Source organism: Treponema putidum, assembly GCF_000755145.1.
GTDB lineage: Bacteria > Spirochaetota > Spirochaetia > Treponematales > Treponemataceae > Treponema_B > Treponema_B putidum.
In genome coordinates this window covers 1,385,842-1,403,119 of sequence record NZ_CP009228.1, presented here as the reverse complement: position 1 = coordinate 1,403,119, position 17,278 = coordinate 1,385,842, and the positions used below count along the sequence as shown (strand labels likewise).

General features: G+C 36.5%; 17 protein-coding genes. 11 read left to right on the top strand and 6 right to left on the bottom strand.

Annotation, left to right across the window (positions count from 1 at the left end; all coding sequences use genetic code 11):
• The first annotated feature begins 15 nt into the window (after positions 1–15).
• Together JO40_RS14625 and JO40_RS06305 are read left to right on the top strand one after the other, a co-directional pair.
• Complete coding sequence (locus JO40_RS14625; protein WP_245609066.1) at positions 16–123, top strand: type II toxin-antitoxin system RelE/ParE family toxin; 108 nt, start codon at positions 16–18, stop codon at positions 121–123.
• Positions 116–397, top strand: a complete 282-nt coding sequence (locus JO40_RS06305) for a helix-turn-helix domain-containing protein (protein ID WP_044978602.1) — start codon at positions 116–118, stop codon at positions 395–397. The genes JO40_RS14625 and JO40_RS06305 overlap by 8 nt, the downstream gene beginning before the upstream one ends.
• A gap of 128 nt (positions 398–525) precedes the next feature.
• Here the strand turns inward: JO40_RS06305 and JO40_RS15330 are convergent, their stop codons facing one another.
• Complete coding sequence (locus JO40_RS15330; protein WP_420857539.1) at positions 526–678, bottom strand: restriction endonuclease subunit S; 153 nt, start codon at positions 676–678, stop codon at positions 526–528.
• A 54-nt stretch (positions 679–732) separates the two neighbouring features.
• On the opposite strand from JO40_RS15330, the gene JO40_RS06300 reads away from it, so the two are divergent.
• The 7 genes from JO40_RS06300 to JO40_RS06275 all read left to right on the top strand — a co-directional run bounded on the left by JO40_RS06300 (position 733) and on the right by JO40_RS06275 (position 10,848).
• A complete protein-coding gene (locus tag JO40_RS06300; RefSeq protein WP_044978601.1) occupies positions 733–1,662 on the top strand; it encodes a magnesium chelatase ATPase subunit I in 930 nt (309 codons plus the stop codon).
• Positions 1,649–3,568: a magnesium chelatase subunit D family protein gene (locus JO40_RS06295; protein WP_044978600.1), complete on the top strand. Its 1,920-nt coding sequence runs from the start codon at positions 1,649–1,651 to the stop codon at positions 3,566–3,568. The genes JO40_RS06300 and JO40_RS06295 overlap by 14 nt, the downstream gene beginning before the upstream one ends.
• The gene (locus JO40_RS14620; RefSeq protein ID WP_245609050.1) at positions 3,565–5,691 is read left to right on the top strand and encodes a cobaltochelatase subunit CobN; all 2,127 of its coding nucleotides are present in this window, start codon (positions 3,565–3,567) and stop codon (positions 5,689–5,691) included. The genes JO40_RS06295 and JO40_RS14620 overlap by 4 nt, the downstream gene beginning before the upstream one ends.
• On the top strand, positions 5,630–7,297 hold the full coding sequence (locus JO40_RS14615) for a cobaltochelatase subunit CobN (RefSeq protein ID WP_245609049.1): 1,668 nt from the start codon (positions 5,630–5,632) through the stop codon (positions 7,295–7,297). The genes JO40_RS14620 and JO40_RS14615 overlap by 62 nt, the downstream gene beginning before the upstream one ends.
• Positions 7,298–7,478: 181 nt before the next feature.
• Positions 7,479–8,639, top strand: a complete 1,161-nt coding sequence (locus tag JO40_RS06285; RefSeq protein WP_044979729.1) for an ABC transporter substrate-binding protein — start codon at positions 7,479–7,481, stop codon at positions 8,637–8,639.
• Between the two features lie 3 nt (positions 8,640–8,642).
• A complete protein-coding gene (locus JO40_RS06280; RefSeq protein WP_044978599.1) occupies positions 8,643–9,674 on the top strand; it encodes a FecCD family ABC transporter permease in 1,032 nt (343 codons plus the stop codon).
• Positions 9,661–10,848: an ABC transporter ATP-binding protein gene (locus JO40_RS06275; RefSeq protein ID WP_044978598.1), complete on the top strand. Its 1,188-nt coding sequence runs from the start codon at positions 9,661–9,663 to the stop codon at positions 10,846–10,848. Before JO40_RS06280 ends, JO40_RS06275 begins: the two co-directional genes overlap by 14 nt.
• A gap of 121 nt (positions 10,849–10,969) precedes the next feature.
• On the opposite strand, the gene grdA is transcribed toward JO40_RS06275, so the two are convergent.
• From grdA to trxB, 3 genes are all read right to left on the bottom strand, one after another.
• Positions 10,970–11,443, bottom strand: a complete 474-nt coding sequence (grdA, locus tag JO40_RS06270) for a glycine/sarcosine/betaine reductase complex selenoprotein A (RefSeq protein WP_084224521.1) — start codon at positions 11,441–11,443, stop codon at positions 10,970–10,972.
• A gap of 127 nt (positions 11,444–11,570) precedes the next feature.
• Positions 11,571–11,888 (bottom strand): thioredoxin TrxA, encoded by a 318-nt coding sequence (gene trxA / locus JO40_RS06260; RefSeq protein WP_044978596.1) that lies wholly within the window; start codon positions 11,886–11,888, stop codon positions 11,571–11,573.
• Between the two features lie 19 nt (positions 11,889–11,907).
• On the bottom strand, positions 11,908–12,861 hold the full coding sequence (trxB, locus tag JO40_RS06255; protein ID WP_044978595.1) for a thioredoxin-disulfide reductase: 954 nt from the start codon (positions 12,859–12,861) through the stop codon (positions 11,908–11,910).
• 170 nt (positions 12,862–13,031) lie between these two features.
• Here trxB and JO40_RS06250 point away from each other — a divergent pair, with 170 nt between their 5' ends.
• Positions 13,032–13,688, top strand: coding sequence for an HAD family hydrolase (locus tag JO40_RS06250; protein WP_044978594.1), 657 nt, complete (start codon positions 13,032–13,034; stop codon positions 13,686–13,688).
• Positions 13,689–13,711: 23 nt separating this feature from the next.
• On the opposite strand, the gene JO40_RS06245 is transcribed toward JO40_RS06250, so the two are convergent.
• On the bottom strand, positions 13,712–14,338 hold the full coding sequence (locus JO40_RS06245; protein ID WP_044979728.1) for a diacylglycerol/polyprenol kinase family protein: 627 nt from the start codon (positions 14,336–14,338) through the stop codon (positions 13,712–13,714).
• 5 nt (positions 14,339–14,343) lie between these two features.
• Complete coding sequence (mgtE, locus tag JO40_RS06240; RefSeq protein WP_044978593.1) at positions 14,344–15,702, bottom strand: magnesium transporter; 1,359 nt, start codon at positions 15,700–15,702, stop codon at positions 14,344–14,346.
• 139 nt (positions 15,703–15,841) lie between these two features.
• On the opposite strand from mgtE, the gene JO40_RS06235 reads away from it, so the two are divergent.
• Positions 15,842–17,275, top strand: a complete 1,434-nt coding sequence (locus tag JO40_RS06235; RefSeq protein WP_044978592.1) for a M20 family peptidase — start codon at positions 15,842–15,844, stop codon at positions 17,273–17,275.
• Positions 17,276–17,278 lie beyond the last annotated feature (3 nt).

Below are 17,278 nucleotides of genomic sequence, written 5' to 3'. Positions count from 1 at the left end.
ATATTAGAAAGAAATATGATATTGCTCCATGCAATTATAAAGAAAAGCCAAAAAACTCCGCAAGAGGATATAGGTTTGAGTAAAAAAAGAAAGAATTTAGTACTCGGGAGGCACTATGAATAAAAAATATGTAGGAAGCTCTTTTGAAGATTTTCTTGAAGAAGAAAATATTGAGGTTGAAGTTAGAAATGAAGCTATAAAAAGATTAATTTCATATAATTTGGTGAATGAAATGAATGCTCAAAATATTAACAAAACAGAGATGGCAAAAAAAATGAATACATCAAGAGCCGCATTGAATAGACTTCTTAATCCTAAAAATGATTCGGTTACCTTGGCTACGCTAACAAAAGCAGCAAATGTATTAGGTAAAAAGTTGGTTTTACAATTGCAATAAAATAACAATCTTTTTTATCCGATTGTTTTGATTTTATTCGTGATTTAACCCGCTAAATTATCATTTATCTTAATAAGACTTTTGATTTTTTTATCAATAGGTTCTGATACGGATAAAATCTTTTTTTGTTATTCCAACTTTGGAATATTAAATTTTAATTTATTAAGTGTTTCAGTTCTTAAACTTGGAACTGTAGTTCCTTCGTTATATTTTTTTAAATCTAATAACATTATTTTATAATATAAAAAATGATAGAAATTTCCCCTCTCCTTGACTTTCAGCTATCGTAATGTTAATATCCCTTTAGGTGCTGGAGTAAATATCACGGAGATTTTATGACTGAAAAAAAGATTTTTCCATTTGTACAAATTGAGGGACAGGAAGATATAAAGCTTGCAATAATTTTAAATTTAATATGTCCTGAAATTTCGGGTGTCCTTATACGAGGAGAAAAGGGAACCGGAAAATCTACAATTGTGCGGGGAATAGGAGATCTGATGCAAAGGCATGGAGAAAGCCTTAAAGTTGTGGAGCTTCCTATAAATGCTACGGAAGACAGAGTCGCCGGTTCAATAGATATAGAAAGAGTTTTAAAAACGGGAGAAAAAGTTCTTCAAAAAGGAATCTTAGCAGAAGCTGACGGAAATATTTTATATGCAGATGAGATAAATCTATTGGAGGATTATATAGTCGACCTCTTATTGGATGCGGCTGCCATGGGTGTAAATACAATAGAAAGAGATGGAATTTCATACAGTCATTCATCCAAATTTATTTTAATAGGAACAATGAATCCTGAAGAAGGAGAATTAAGGCCGCAGCTTTTAGACCGCTTCGGCTTATTGGTAGATGTAAAAAGCGAAAAGGATGGTGCTTTAAGAAAAGAAATTATAAAAAAAAGGCTGGCCTTTGAAACTGATCCTGTAGAATTTATAAACTCTTCTTATCAAGAAGAAAAAAAATTAGTATCAAAAATAAAAGAAGCTCAAAAACATTTTCCTTATATTAAAGTAAGAGATGAGATTTTAAACTTGGTTGTAAGCCTTTCCATAGGTCTAAACGTGGACGGGCACAGAGGAGACCTAACCTTAGTTAGAGCCGCTAAGGCCTATGCAGCCTTTCGCGAAAGGGATGAAGTTACAAAAGACGATATTATCCGTTTAGCCCAAATGGTCTATTCTCACAGGCTTAGAAAAAAACCTTTTGAAGAAATAAACCCATTAAACCGATCAGACATTGAGAATATTCTGAATGAAAGGCTTTGATTATCCTTTTAGCATCCTTGTAGGTCAAAAAAAATTAGTAAGGGCACTCCTTATCCTTGCTGTCAGCGATAAAATAAACAGCCTCCTTATAGCCGGAGGAAAGGGAACCGGAAAAAGCATTGCAGCAGGAAGCTTAAAAAACATTTCCGATATTTCTATCGTTAATGTCCCGCTCAATATAACAGAGGAAAATTTATTCGGCGGTTTGGATATAAAAAAAACACTTGAATCTGGTAAAAATCATTTTCAACAAGGAATCTTAACCAAAGCCGAAAATAAAATTTTATATATTGATGAGATAAACCTCTTTCCGAATGAGTATATCAATACGATATTGGATGCAATAGAAACAGGTTTTATTCAAATAGAACGTGACGGATACTCCGATAAAAGAATAATAGAGTCCAAGCTCATAGGTACAATGAATCCTGAAGAAGGATTTTTAAACAATTCGATTACTGATAAATTTTCAATCTATGTAGAAACAAATTCAAATTTAAACAAAGAAGAAAGATTAAAAATATTAAAAATAAATTTAGACCTTGATAATGGAGATAGAAACCTGATTGAAAAATTAAAAAAAGAAGATAAAATTTTATCCGATAAAATTCAGCTTGCAAAAAAAATATTAAACCGAATAAAAATATCGGACTCGATAATTACAAAAGCTGAAGCTCTTAGCAAAGAAGCAAACTGCTTAGGTTACAGAGCGAGCATTTGTCTTGTACACACGGCAAGAGCTCTTGCAGCCATTGACAACCTCAGATATATCACAGACAAAAACTTACAAGAAGCCGCCGAGCTGGTTCTTAAACACAGAAAAAACAACTTATCCGAAACACAAAACAATAACAAAATAAAATCGGACAAAGACAATGATGATAAAAAGAATTCCGATAAAAATAAAACAGAAGAAAAAACTAATAAAAAAATAGAATCAAAATCCCGAATTTCAAATAATAAAAACAACTCCACAGAAGACAAAGATCATAATACCAATAATCAAAAAGGAATAAACTATAAGAATCCGGATACGGAGCTTGCAGATAAAATTTTTAAAATAAAAAATCTTTTAAACATTAATGAAGATAATTCTTTTAGAAAAGGGCTAGGCAAAAGAAATAAGACCCGCACCGATGAACTAAAAGGAAAGACATTCGGCTGCACAAGGTCAAATCAAAATCTTCATAATCTGGCTATTATACCCACAATAAAATCGGCCGCTTCGCATCAAATAAAGCCTAAAGAAGGCATTATTAAAATAAACAAAGATGATTATAAATTCAAAAAAAGGAAAACCCGTATAGGTGCCTCTATTATTTTTTTAGTAGATGCAAGCGGTTCAATGGGCGCAATGAAGCGGATGAAAGAAACAAAAAATGCGATCCTATCTTTATTGATGGATTCTTACCAAAAACATGACGAAGTTTCTATGATTACCTTTTCCGGAACAAAGGCGGAGATAATATTACCCTTTACAAGAAGCGTCTTGCTTGCAAAAAGAGAGTTACAGATAATCCCAACAATAGGCAAAACACCCCTATCTCTAGGCTTAAACAAAGCCTTGGAATATTTTAAAATACATAAGCTAAAAAATAAAGATATGATTCCTTTGCTATTTTTAATTACAGACGGAAGATCTAATCACGGTTCCGTTTTTTTTGATGAGCCCATTAAGGATGCTCTTTTTATTTCTAAAAAAATAAGGCATGAAAATATTTATTCTGTTGTTATAGATACCGAATCGGGTTTTGTAAAATTAGCACTTGCTGAAGAACTTGCAAAAAATTTAAATGCAAGATACTATCAAATAGAAGATTTAAAACCTGAAATTCTAACCGAGATTGTACATCAAAATACGGAATACTCTCTATCCCGTATTGATATTATGGAGGAAAAGAGATGAATTTAACGGGAATTTTTTATGGGGATACCAGAGCCTTTGAATTTCAATCAGCTGTAAAACAGGTGAAAGATTCTGAAAATATGAATTTAAATATTTTTTGCTTTGATGTTATAAAAGTAAATTCCGATAAAAGTATATTCCAACAAATGTGCAGCAAACTAAAAATATCTGATGCAATAATTATGCATTTTCACGGTTCATCCGCACATTTACAAAACCTTGAAACTGTAATCCGAATTATAAAAGGTAAAAAAATATTCTTTGATTGTTCAATCCCTGAAGAAATCAGCTCAATTATGTCTTACAGTTCTATTAAACCGAAAGAATATATAAAACTGCATAGTTATTTTAAGGCAGGCGGATCGGATCAAATTGCAGAGTTTATAAAACTATTTTCAAACATTACAACAGGGACAAATTATATCTTAGAGCCTTTAAAAAAAAGAAAAACAATAGGAATATACAAGAACGGAAATTTACTTAATGAAGATGAAGAAAAATTATTATCCGATATTGCCGCTTCCGGAAAAAACATTATAGGCATTGTTGCACACTATCCTTTTTTACTTAATCAAAATATGAGACATGTCGACGCGGTTATTGAGGAGCTAAAAAAACAGGGAGCCGAATGTATCTGCATTATCGGGAGACTTGGTCCGCAAGATAATGATGGGGTACTGCAAGCTATGGAAAAATATTTTTATTTTAACGGAAAATTAATTATAGATGCAATAATTCTGACAACGGGATATACCATATCTTCTTATTACCAAAATGAATTTAAAAATTTTATTCATTCATGTTTTGAAAATTTTAATCTTCCTGTATTTCAAGCTATCACAAGCTATCTTTCAAAAGAAGAATTTGAAAAATCACCTTCAGGATTGGACATAGCCTCGATTTCATTAAATATATATCAACCTGAAATCGACGGTCAAATTATTACTATACCCATAGCTGCTTCCGAAGAAATAGAAAAAAACGGAATTGTAGGGCGGGTTTTTGTACCAATGCCCGAACGAGTAAAAGCCCTATGTGAACTTGTACACAGGTTTGCCCAATTAAAAAATAAAAAGCCTCAAGAAAGGCGGATTGCAATTATTTTGCACAACTATCCTCCAAGAAATGACCTAATAGGTTCGGCCCACGGATTGGATACACCGAACTCTTTATGGAACATACTTCAATTTTTAAAGGAAGAAAATTATAGTTTGGATTTCAATTTTTCAAACGGACAAGAAATTATCGATGAGTTAATCCGCAGAGGAACAAATGAATGGAAATGGACATCACCTGAAACAATTTGGAAATTTAAAGCTGATTCCATAAGCTCAAAAAAATATGAAGACTGGTATAAAAATCTTCCCGAATTCAACCGCACTGATTTAAAACAAAAATGGGGCAATCCTCCCGGCCTATCCATGCTTATGGATGACCATATTGTGATTCCGGGAATTATAGACGGAAATATTTATATCGGACTTCAGCCTGCACGAAGCCCGGAAGATGCAATCATAGAAACTTATCATGACACTCACAATCCGCCCCCTCATTCATACTTAGCCTTTTACAAATGGGTTGACAATATTTTTAAGGCGGATGCTATTATCCATGTGGGGACACACGGTACTTTAGAATGGCTTCCGGGAAAAGAAATCGCTCTTTCAAAAGAAAGTTATCCTGACATAAATATCTATTCTATTCCTCATTTTTATATCTATAATTTAGGTATATTGGGGGAAGGAATGCAGGCAAGAAGGCGATCCCACGCTGCAATTTTAAGTCATTTAATTCCAAGCTTTGCTGAATCGGATACTTATGACTACCTTCAAGAATTAGAGGATATGTTAGAAAAATATGAACATGCTAAACAGTCGGCTCCCTCTCAACAAAATAACGTAACGGAAAGTATTTTTAAACTGGCAAATGAACATTCTATTTTAAAGGATCTTAAAATAAAATATGAGGATGCAATTAAATATCCCGAACAAAACCTTATTTTAATTCATAATTGGATTCACAAAATAAAAAATTCCATCGTAAGGGACGGGCTTCATATATATGGAAAGACTCCTGAAAAAAAAACGCTTGCTACAATTAGTAAAGGGATTATCTGTAATTAGCCAAGACGATACGGAGGGCTTAGAGGATGCAATTATAATTTCTTTGGGATATAGTCCTAAAGAGATTAGGAAAAATTTAAGCGATACCGAAAAAAATAATTTTAATGACTATAAAATTTTAGAACAATCAAAGAAAACAGCAGATAAGTTAATCAGTGAGCTAAACGAAGTAAAATTTAATGAAGCCGCTATTGATAAGCTGCCGTTTTTTCAAAACAATAAATCCAATAATTACGAATTAAAACAAAGCCTTAAATTTATTTGCAGGGAAATATATCCCCGTCTTATAAAAACCGATAATGAAAAAACCTCCCTTATCAAGGGCTTAAACGGAGAGTTTATTTTACCAAGCCTTGGCGGAAATCCAAGCCGAGGCAATATCAAGCTGCTGCCCACAGGAAGAAATTTTTATTCAATTAACCCTGAAGAAATTCCGAGTAAGACTGCATACGAAACAGGAAAAAAATTAGGTTCTCTGCAAATAGCGGCATATTATAAAGAACATAAAACTTATCCGAAAAATATAGCTATCATTGTATATTCCACAAATACAATGAAAACCTATGGAGAAGACATAGGTGAAATATTTTTTCTTATGGGTGTACGCCCTCTTTACATAAAGAACACACAGACGGTATGCGGAGTGGAAGCAATTTCTCTTGAAGAATTGGGGCGGCCTCGTATTGATGTTACAATGCGCATTTCAGGACTTTTTAGAGACTCCTTTCCGAATTTAATTTTTTTAATGGATGAGGCAGTTAATTCGGTAGCATTTCTTGATGAAGATGATGAAATGAACCCCATTAAAAAAAACATTCAAGAAACAATTAAAAAATTTGTAGATGAAGGAATACCGGCCGACAAGGCAAGGGATAGAGCCTCGGTAAGAGTTTTTAGCGCTCCTTCAGGAACTTATGGGGCGGGACTTGCAAATTTAATCGAATCAAAAAAATGGCAAAACTTTGAAGACCTTGCCGAAGCCTATATAACATGGAGCAGCCATGCATATTCAAAAAAATTTCATGGAGAAAAAGATACAAGGGCATTTGAAAACCTTTTAAGCAAAACCGATATGGCTATCAAAAACGAAGTAAGTCGTGAAATAGATCTTTTAGATTGCGATGATTTTTATAATTATCACGGAGGGCTTATAGCTGCCGTAACTTCCAAGTCGGGAAAAAAGCCCTATGTTTCGGTGGGAAACACTGCCGATATTAATATTCCTGAAACCATGACCTTAGATCAAGAGACGTCCCGTGTTATGCGCTCCAGAATTCTTAATCCAAAATGGCTTGAAGGTTTAAAGGAGCATGGCTATAAAGGCGCACAGGAAATATCCAAGGTTATGGATAATCTCTTCGGTTGGGATGCTGCCGCCGATAATGTAGAAGATTGGATGTATGAAGATTTTGCGAAGACCTTTCTTTTTGATAAAAACACATTAAACTGGATAAAATCGGTTAATAAAAATGCAGCTTATCAAATAGTAGAGCGTTTACTTGAGGCAAATCAGCGTAAAATGTGGAATGCAAAATCTGAAAGCCTTGAAAAATTAAAAAGCATATTTTTAAATATGGAAGCTGAGTTGGAATCTTATGGAGAATAAAAAACAAAAAAAACGGATATATAGACAAACCATTTGATTTTGAGTATCATGTAAAAATCTTGACAAAAAACAGAGTCCATTTAATTTATTTCAATGCAGATTGAAATAGCTTATGAAGCCGCAAAGCGGAATACTCCGCCGCTTAAAACGGAGTAAGATCAAATTTCATAAGGGGATTATTATGAAAAAGCGAATTACCATTTGGTTTGCTGCAATACTGATGACGCTTTCTTTTACATCAGTGTGGGCAAAGGGAAGTCAAGAGACAAAAAGTGAAACCGACCTTAAAAAAATAGGTCAACTGGAATTAAAGTATGCTAAATCTTTTTCTGTCGATTACTATGAACAGGGAATAAAAAAGTATACCGATGTTGAAGGAAGAGAAGTTTGGTTCGTTCCAAGAGGCAAAACAATAAAGGGTGGAGAAAATCTTAATATCATTGAAACGCCCGTCAAGTCTTTAATTATTTTATCGACCGTGCATGCAACCCTTCTTCGTCCTATAGGAGAGTTGGATAAAGTTACAGGAACATCCGTACAATCCTCCACATGGAAAATTCCTGAAATAAAAAAAGGAATGGATGACGGTAAAATAAAATTTATCGGTAGTAAAAACGCTTTAGACTATGAAATGCTTCATGCATTAAACGCAGATGCCATTTTATTGACTTACGAAAATATGGCAAGAACTCCGGGTATAATTTCCAAATTTGATGAACTGGGACTTAAGTGGATAGGGGTTTCAAATCATCAGGAAGCTGACCCCCGAGCCCGTCTTGAATGGGTAAAATTTGCCGGAGAAATAACGGGAAAAGAAAAAGAAGCAAATAGGTACTATGAAAAAGAATTGGCAAGAATAAATGCGGTAGAAGAAATGAACAAAAAATCCGCAAATAAGACTACCTTTGCTTCGGCTTTTATGTCTAAAGATATCTTCTATATTCGAAATGCAGGAGATTACAATGTAAAGATGTTTGAAATACTTGGAATCAACTATATTTTCAAAGACTTAAATCCCGATAAAAACGGAAACACAAAGATGAATGCTGAAGAATTTTATAAGGGAGCAGAAAAGGCAGACTTCTTCTTTTATGACAGCGTAAACGGAAGTGCCATTAAAAGTACTTCAGATTTAACCGCCTTTGCCGAATATTTAAAAGATCTAAAAGCCGTAAAAGAAAACCGAGTTTGGGGCGTTAAACCCAACTACTATCAGAGTGCAGATCATGTTGCAGATATGATTGAAGAATTAAATAAAATAATTCATTCAAAACCCGGAGAATTAACCGAAACGGAATACTTCTATTTATTTAGTGCACCGGTTCCGGCAGAAAAAAAATAACACATGCATACCGAAAAGAAAAGACGGATTACCATAGTTTTTATAATCCTGATAATTTTATTTATAGTTGCGGTATTAATAAATATTGTTTCAGGTTCCGTATCTTTTAGCTTAAAAGATATTTGGGATATCTGTATAGGAGAAAGAACTCCAAGTACCTTGGAATATAATGTTTTATTTAAAATACGGTTTCCGAGAATTCTTGCCGCCGTTCTTTTCGGTATTGCCTTATCGATATCGGGATTTTTATTACAAACTTTTTTTAGAAACCCGATTGCAGGGCCCTATGTATTAGGTATTTCGTCAGGAGCACGGCTCTTTGTCGGATTTATAATTTTAACCAATTTTACATTTAATATTTCTTTTAATTCTTTATTTCTGATTTTTTCTGCATCTGCTATAGGAAGTATTCTATCGATGCTTTTAGTATTAGCCTTTGCAAAACGGGTAAGAGACATTTCAATACTGATTGTTGTAGGTATCATGATAGGCTACATAGCCTCTGCGGGAACAAATTTTATGATAGCTTTTGCTTCCGATTATAAAATTGCGGGACTTACTATGTGGTCGATGGGCAGTTTTTCAGGCATCACATGGAAGATGATTCAAATTTCTGCAATAATTATTGTTCCGGCTGTAATCGGAGTATTCTGTTTATCAAAACCCTTACAAGCCTATCTCCTCGGAGAAAACTATGCAAAGAGCATGGGAGTTAATGTTAAAAATTTCAGACTAGCCCTTATTTTTCTATCAAGTATTCTTTCTGCCTGTGTTACAGGATTTGCAGGGCCTATATCCTTTGTAGGTATAGCCGTTCCTCATTTAACGCGTCTTATTATTTCAACCTCGCAGCCTAAAATACTGATACCGGCAGTTACATTGATGGGTGCAAGTTTTTCTCTTTTAAGCGACTATTTTGCACGAACATTATTTGCTCCTACGGAACTAAGTCTAAGCACAATTACATCGATTATAGGAGCTCCGATTGTCATTTATCTGATGACCTGTAAAAATAAAAAATATGGAACTATTTAAATTAAAAAAACTTGATGTCGGATACGGCAGCACCATTATCATAGGTAACGTTGAGGTAGAATTAGAGCAAGGGCAAATACTTTGTCTTATGGGACCTAACGGATCAGGAAAATCAACAATAATCAAAACAATTACACAACACATAAAAAAATTAGGCGGAAAAGTTTTTATAGGCGAAAAAGATATTGAAAAACTTAACAATATAGAACAAGCAAAAAAAATAAGTGTAGTTCTGACCGACAGGATAAGCCCTCATCTTATGACTGCCGAAGAAATCGTTGCAACAGGCAGATACCCTCACACAAATAAATTCGGAAAAATGACGGAAGCAGATTACATAGCTGTTGATGATGCAATAAAAATCGTAGACGGAGAGGCATTAAAACACAAAGAATTTCTTTCGTTAAGTGACGGTGAAAAACAGCGTATAATGATTGCAAGAGCAATTTGCCAAGAAGCTGATCTAATGATTCTTGATGAGCCGACTTCTTTTTTGGATATCAGATATAAAATAGATCTTCTGGGAATCTTGCGCACCCTAGCTAGAGAAAGAAATAAGATTATCATTCTTTCTTTACATGAACTGGATTTGATACCTAAAATTGCAGATAAAATACTTTTAATTTTAGACAAGAATAATTACTTATACGGAGTGCCGGAAGAGATTATAAGCGACAAGTCGATTTGTAAGGCCTTTGATATAAAAAACGGTTCATATAATACCCTCTTAGGAAATATAGAACTGGCACGCCGAGACACCTTCTGCAAAATTTTTGTTGTCGGAGGCGAAGGCAGGGGAATTCCAGTATACCGTCTTCTCAATAAATATGAAATAAGTTTTAACTCAGGTATTCTATTTGAAAATGACTTAGACACACCTATAGCTAAGTCTTTAAGTATCGAATACCTTGTCCAAAAATCTTTTGAACCTATAAACGATACAATATTTAAAGAAGCAAAACTTTTAATTGAAAAATCGGATATGATTATAGATTGCGGTGCATCTTTTGCAGGTATCAACAGTAAAAATTCGGAGTTGGTAAAATATGCGGAAGAATTAAATAAAACTGTTATCAGCCTAAAAGAAAGACAAGAGTATAATCGCTATACTTATTGTAAAACATATTCCCAATTATTACACGCTATCAATGGCCTTAAACATCCGCACGAATAAAAAAAGCGGTGGGCTGCAAAAATGCTCCATTTTAAAGAATGGGGTCATTTTTGTATTACCGCACCGCTGACTAACACGAAAGAAGCTCATGCGCTTTACGCTTCATAAGCCTCAAAAGGCATTACAGAAATTTGCAGCCTTTATTTCGGTATTCCGAAACTTCCGCGATGATAGCATCGACGTCCATAACCATTTCCATCATGCTTACCTGCGCTTCATAGACCGCAGGGTCTATTTGGCTCTTAATTTCCGGTTCTGCCACGTGATAGCACAAGAGTCCCAACGAGACTCCAGCCAACGGACCTGCAAAAGTCGGGTCGCCTACTGTAACAGTTTCGCAGGCTAAACCTGAAGATTCCGCTTCTGCACCGCCCAAAAGAACGATTACGTTCTCAGGACCGTATTTTTCAGCTAAATCTTTGACTCGCTTTTGGTTTTCCAAGTCCATTGCTCCTGCGCTTGTTCAGACAAAGCATTCGGTTGCAGCATATACAACCTCAGCACCTGCCGATTCTGCACAGAGCTTAATAGCCTCCCCGGGAACGCCGTCTCTGTCACCAATGATGATGACTTTTTTGGTTTTTAAATCAACCATAGCATCCTCCTAGGATAAATTTTTTAAGGCAGACCAACCTGCCCCACGGTCTATTAAACCGTATCTTTAAAAAGCCGTTAAAAAAACTTATCGTCTTTTTTACGGCTTAAAAGATTAAAACTTAAAATTAGATGTATTTTTTAACCATTTCTTCAATTTTAGCAATGGTCAAATCGTTTCCCGTAACGCCGTCTTTGCGCACTCCATCAATATAGATGAGCATTGTAGGAAGACCTAAGACCTGCTCTTTCATAGCAACACGCCTTGCACCGTCAATATTGAATGAGCAAAACTTTGCCTTTCCGGCATGGCGTTCTGCCATTGCATGAACATCCGGCATTAATTGTTTACAAGGAACGCATCCTTCCGACCAAAAATCTACAAATGTTACACCCTTTGACTGATGAACTTCTTGTTCAAAATTTTCTTTTGTCAATTCAACCATTTTAGTTTCTCCTATAGGTTTATTTTTTCATAGCCATTTTGGCTTTGATATCGTCAATATAGTGGCCTGCCCAGATACCGGCAAGAGCACCGTCGGCTGCTGCCGTAACAACCTGCCTTGATTCTTTTTGAATAACATCGCCTACGCCGTAAATACCGGGTACGTTTGTTTCCATTTTTCCGTTTGTAAGGATGTAGCCGTTTTCATCAAGATCAACCAAGCCCTGAATAAAAGCGGTTTGAGGATTGTGTCCGATAAATACGAATACGCCTTCGGTATCGAATTTGGAAGTTTCGCCTGTCTTTGTATCCTTTAAGATAACACTGTCTACAAGGCCGTCTCCGCAAACCTCTTCAACAACGGCATTCCATTTAAAGGCCATTTTAGGATTGGCAAAAGCCTTTTCTTGAATGGATTTTGCAGCTCTAAGCTCGTCCCGTCTGTGGACGATAGTTACTTTGTCGGCAAATTTTGTAAGATACATGGCTTCTTCAACAGCGGAGTCTCCGCCGCCGATAACTACGATTTCGCACTCTTCAAAGAAGGCTCCGTCACATGTTGCGCAGTACGAAACGCCCTTTCCCCAGTGTTCTTTTTCACCCTTACAGCCGAGCTCTCGGGCACTGGCACCAGTTGCAACAACAACAGCCAAACATTCATACTTTACGCCGTCACTTCCGTGAACGATACGTGTAGGCGAATTAGGAACAAGTTCGATTTTTTCGGCCTTTGCTCTTTTAAATTCTACACCGAATTTTTCGGCATGTTTTTTAAAGGCTTCGGTCAGAGCAGGACCTGAAGATTCAGGAAAACCGGGGTAATTTTCGATTTCTTCAGTAATATAGCACTGCCCGCCTTGATTGGATTTTTCTTCAAGAATAACCGTCTTTAACTTTGAACGGGCTGCATAAATTCCTGCGGCCATACCGCCGGGACCGCCTCCAATTATAACCAAATCATATTTTTCTGACATAAAGTCCTCCTAAATATCTACGCTTAAATATACCAGTTTTTTCTATTTTAATCAAGATAGCGGTTATATTTATCTGATATGAAAAGGCTTATGTTCTTTACTTAAAAATATATAACAAATGCAGCGGTTAGCTTGAATAGATTTTCGATTTTTGTTAGAATAAAGGCCTTATGAAAAAAGCATGTATTTTTGATTTAGACGGAACTTTAACCAATTCTCTTTATTCGATAGCTCATTTTTTAAACGCTGAAACGGCTAAATACGGCATACCGCCTGTAGATGCGGAAGAATTTAAAATATTAACCGGAAACGGTGCAAGAAAACTTGTACAAAGAGTCCTTGAACGATCCGGAAAAAACGATAAGGCCTTAGAAGAAAAAATTCTTACAGAATATAATGCAGCCTATGATGCCGACCCCGTTTATCTATGCGAGGCCTATCCGGGAATTAAAGAACTTTTAGCGGATTTAATCAAAAACGGGATTTCGGTAAATGTGCTTTCAAATAAGCCCCACTCCACAACAGAAAAAGTGGTTAAGACAATTTTCGGCGAAAATACTTTTTCATGTATCTTAGGTGCCAGGGATTCCGTTCCCTTAAAGCCTGAGCCTGCAGGTGTCTACGAAATTTTAAAAATTCTCAAGCTCGAAAAAGAAGATTGCCTTTACATAGGAGATACTGCAACGGACGTTCAAACCGGAAAAAATGCAGGCCTTTTTACGATCGGCGTTTTATGGGGTTTTAGGCAGCGTCCCGAACTGGAAAAAGCCGGTGCTGATGTAATAATCTCAAAACCTGAAGAAATCCTAAAAATAGCCTTAAACTAAGGGCGATTAATTTAGCCTCTACTTCAGACACCCAATATAAAGGCTGCTCCTGCACACACCAGAGGTATCAGTATATTGTCAAAGTCCTTTAATGGAAGAGCTTCCGTTCCGGTTGCGATGACGGCAATACAAAGACTTTTTATAAAACTCCTGCTTATTGCAAAACTAGAAATAAAAACGGCAGTAAAACAGGCGATGCTTCCTGCAAAGGTTTTATCTTTGGAAATATTTAGGTGCTGTCTTCCCCAAAGTTTCCCGACAAGGCTTGCAAGCCCGTCACCTAAAGCCAGTGCCATAATTCCTATACTTGCTTCCTTAAATGGAAAAATAAGAAGACTGCTTATAACCCCCAAAGAAAGAGTTACAGGCCCTAAGACAAATTTTCCCTTATCCCGTTCCCTTGCTGCAAAGCCTGTAATACTTGAAATCATAAAAATATTATGACCTCTTAATCTTAAAACTTCAAAAACCGTATATAAGCAGGTTATAAAGGACAAGGCTATTATAGTTGGGTAAAAAAAGTGCCTTGCAAAAAGGGGAACAAAGGCTGCACAAAGATGGATAGTCTTTCGGAAGGTTTCCTTTATTAGGACTTCAATCTTTTCATTTTGAGAAAATTTCTTATACCTCAAGTTTCTTAAAAAACTCATAGGCACTAAAACATTCCTGCACACAAAACAGTTGCTATCTTAAAGTAAATAATCAAACTTACCGTATCTACAATTGTCGTAATCAAAGGGCCGGCCATAATTGCAGGGTCAAGTTTTAATTTTTTTGCAATAATGGGGAGAATACCGCCTGTAATCTTTGCTACACTTACGGTTGCAACAAGGGTGGCACCTACAGTAAGGGCAACCATAGGATTTCTTCCTCCAAGAAAGACCGATTTTAAAAAACTAAAAAGGCCTAAGGTAAAGCCTACCAAAACGGAAATGCCCAGCTCCTTAAAAAAAACTTTTTTCCAATCCTTTAACTCTATTTCTCCTGTAGCCAAACCTCGGATAATCAAGGTCGAAGATTGACTTCCCGAATTACCGCCCGTATCCATCAGCATAGGAATAAAGGCCGTTAAAATGGTCATAGAGGCAAGTAAATGGGTGTATCGTTCGATTATAGTTCCGGTAAAGGTTTCCGATACCATCAGCAAAAGAAGCCAGCCTATTCGGTGTTTTGCAAGTTTAAAGATTCCCGTCTCAAGGTAAGTTTCTTCGTTAGGCTGCATACCGGCCATCCTCTGAAAGTCTTCGGTAGCTTCCTGTTCCATAACATCCATTATGTCATCAACAGTAATAATGCCTATTAGGCGATTTTCATTATCGACAACGGGGAGAGCCAAAAAGCCGTACTTCTTAAAAGTGAAGGCAACCTTTTCCTGATCATCATGGGTGTTTACACATATATATTCTTTATTAAAAATCTGCTCAATCTTTTTATCTTCATCGGCAAGCACCAATTCTTTAAGAGAAATAAAGCCTTCAAGAACTCTATTTTTGTCGGTAACATAGCAGGTGTAAATGGTTTCGCTTTCCAAACCTATCTTCCGGATATAATCAAGAGCCTGTTTTACGGTCATATCTTTTTTTAAGTCTACGTACTCAATAGTCATAAGACTTCCCGCCGAGTCCTTAGGATATTTTAAGAACTGATTGATAAGCATACGCTCTTCACTACCGGTATTTTTTAGTATCTTTTTAACGACGTTTGCAGGCATTTCTTCAACAATGTCAACCATATCGTCCAAAAAGATTTCATCCAATATTGAAACCAGCTCTTTATCGGTAGCGGCGGCTATAAAACGGCTTTGCTGTTCTTTGGGTAAAAGAGTAAAAACTTCGGCTGCCATGCTTTTAGGCAGCATTCGGAACATTAGAATGGCATTTTGTGCGGATTCGCTTTCAAGGAATTCGGCTATATCGACCTCGTTTAACTCGGCCAATGTCCTCTGTACTTCAATATACCGTTTTTCGGATAATAAATATTTTATTTGTTCAAACTTGTTTTCTTTCAATTCCATAAGATATCCTCCGAACGATAATGCCGGCAGTGTATCATATTTTTAAGAAAAAATCTAGCTTTCACTCATAATTTGGTATTTGTAAATATCTGTTTTTTATGATATAATACGAAGTAGAAAGTTTTTATGGAGGAAACTTATGAATTACTTATACCTGCTGTTATTGCTTCTTGTATTTCCTTTAGTTTTGCTGCTAAGGGCTCTCACATTTAAACCTAAAAAGCCGAATAAACCTATAATCGAAGATGTAGATATGGACTTTGATAAATCCATAAGCCGGTTTGCCGGTATGATAAAGATTCCCACAGTCTCCCATGCCGATGTCAGCCTTGAAGACCCAACCGTTTTTAAGAAATTCCAAGACTATCTTAATGAGGCTTATCCTCTGGTAACCGAAACTTGCCCCCGCCGAATTTTAGGACCCAAGGGGCTTTTGTATCACTGGAAAGGAAAGAGTTCTGAAAAGGCTTCGGTTTTTATGGCTCATTATGATGTAGTTCCCGTGAACAGGGATGGCTGGAGCAGAGATCCATTCGGGGCGGAAATTATAGATAATGTACTATGGGGCCGCGGCACCTTGGATACGAAGTGTACCCTATGCGGTGTAATAGAAGCTGCCGAGTACCTTCTTTCAAAAGGCTTTGTACCCGAACACGACATTTATCTTTCATTTTCGGGAGATGAGGAGCCGCACGGCCCAAGCTGTCCTGCAATAGTCGAAGAGCTTAAAAAAGAAAATATAAATGTCGGCTTTGTTCTTGACGAAGGAGGAGCCGTAGTTGAAGGCATTTTCCCCGGCATAAAAGAAAGGTTTGCAGTAATAGGTATAGGAGAAAAAGGTCAGATGGATGTGGAGCTTTCGATGGAAAGTAAGGGCGGGCACGCTTCAACTCCTCCAAGACACACAATTGCCGGAGAACTTGCTCAGGCTGTCTGCAACATCGAAAACCATCCCCTCCCCATGCACGTAACACCCCCTGTTTCGGCTATGTTTGATGTTCTCGGCCGTCACGCAGGACTTGGAATGAGATTGGTCTTTGCAAATTTGAAAGTTTTTTATCCCCTCTTTAACATGCTCACAAAAAAAACAGGCGGGGAATTAAATGCCATGCTCCGCAGCACTACAGCCGTAACAAAGATGGCCGGTTCCGATGCCTTTAATGTTATTCCCCCTAAGGCCAGCATAGGCATAAACATCCGCTACTTAGCTGAGGATGGAAAAGAAAACATTATTTCGCATTTTAAAAAGATAATAAAAAATGAGGCCGTAAAGATTGAAGTCAAATACGATGAAGAACCCAGCCGGTATTCAAAAATAGATTGCCCCGAATTTGAGCTTTTAAGCGATGCCGTAAGACAGACATGGGAAGATGCCCTTGTAAGCCCCTACCTTATGATGGCCTGCTCCGACTCCCGGCATTATTCAAGAATCTCAGATAAGGTTTATAGATTTTCTGCAATGCACTTAACAAAAGAGGAACGGGGGCTGATTCACGGCAATGACGAAAGAATTCGCTTGGACGAGTTTAAACGCACCCTCGCATTTTTTGTACGCATAATGAATAAATTTTAGCTT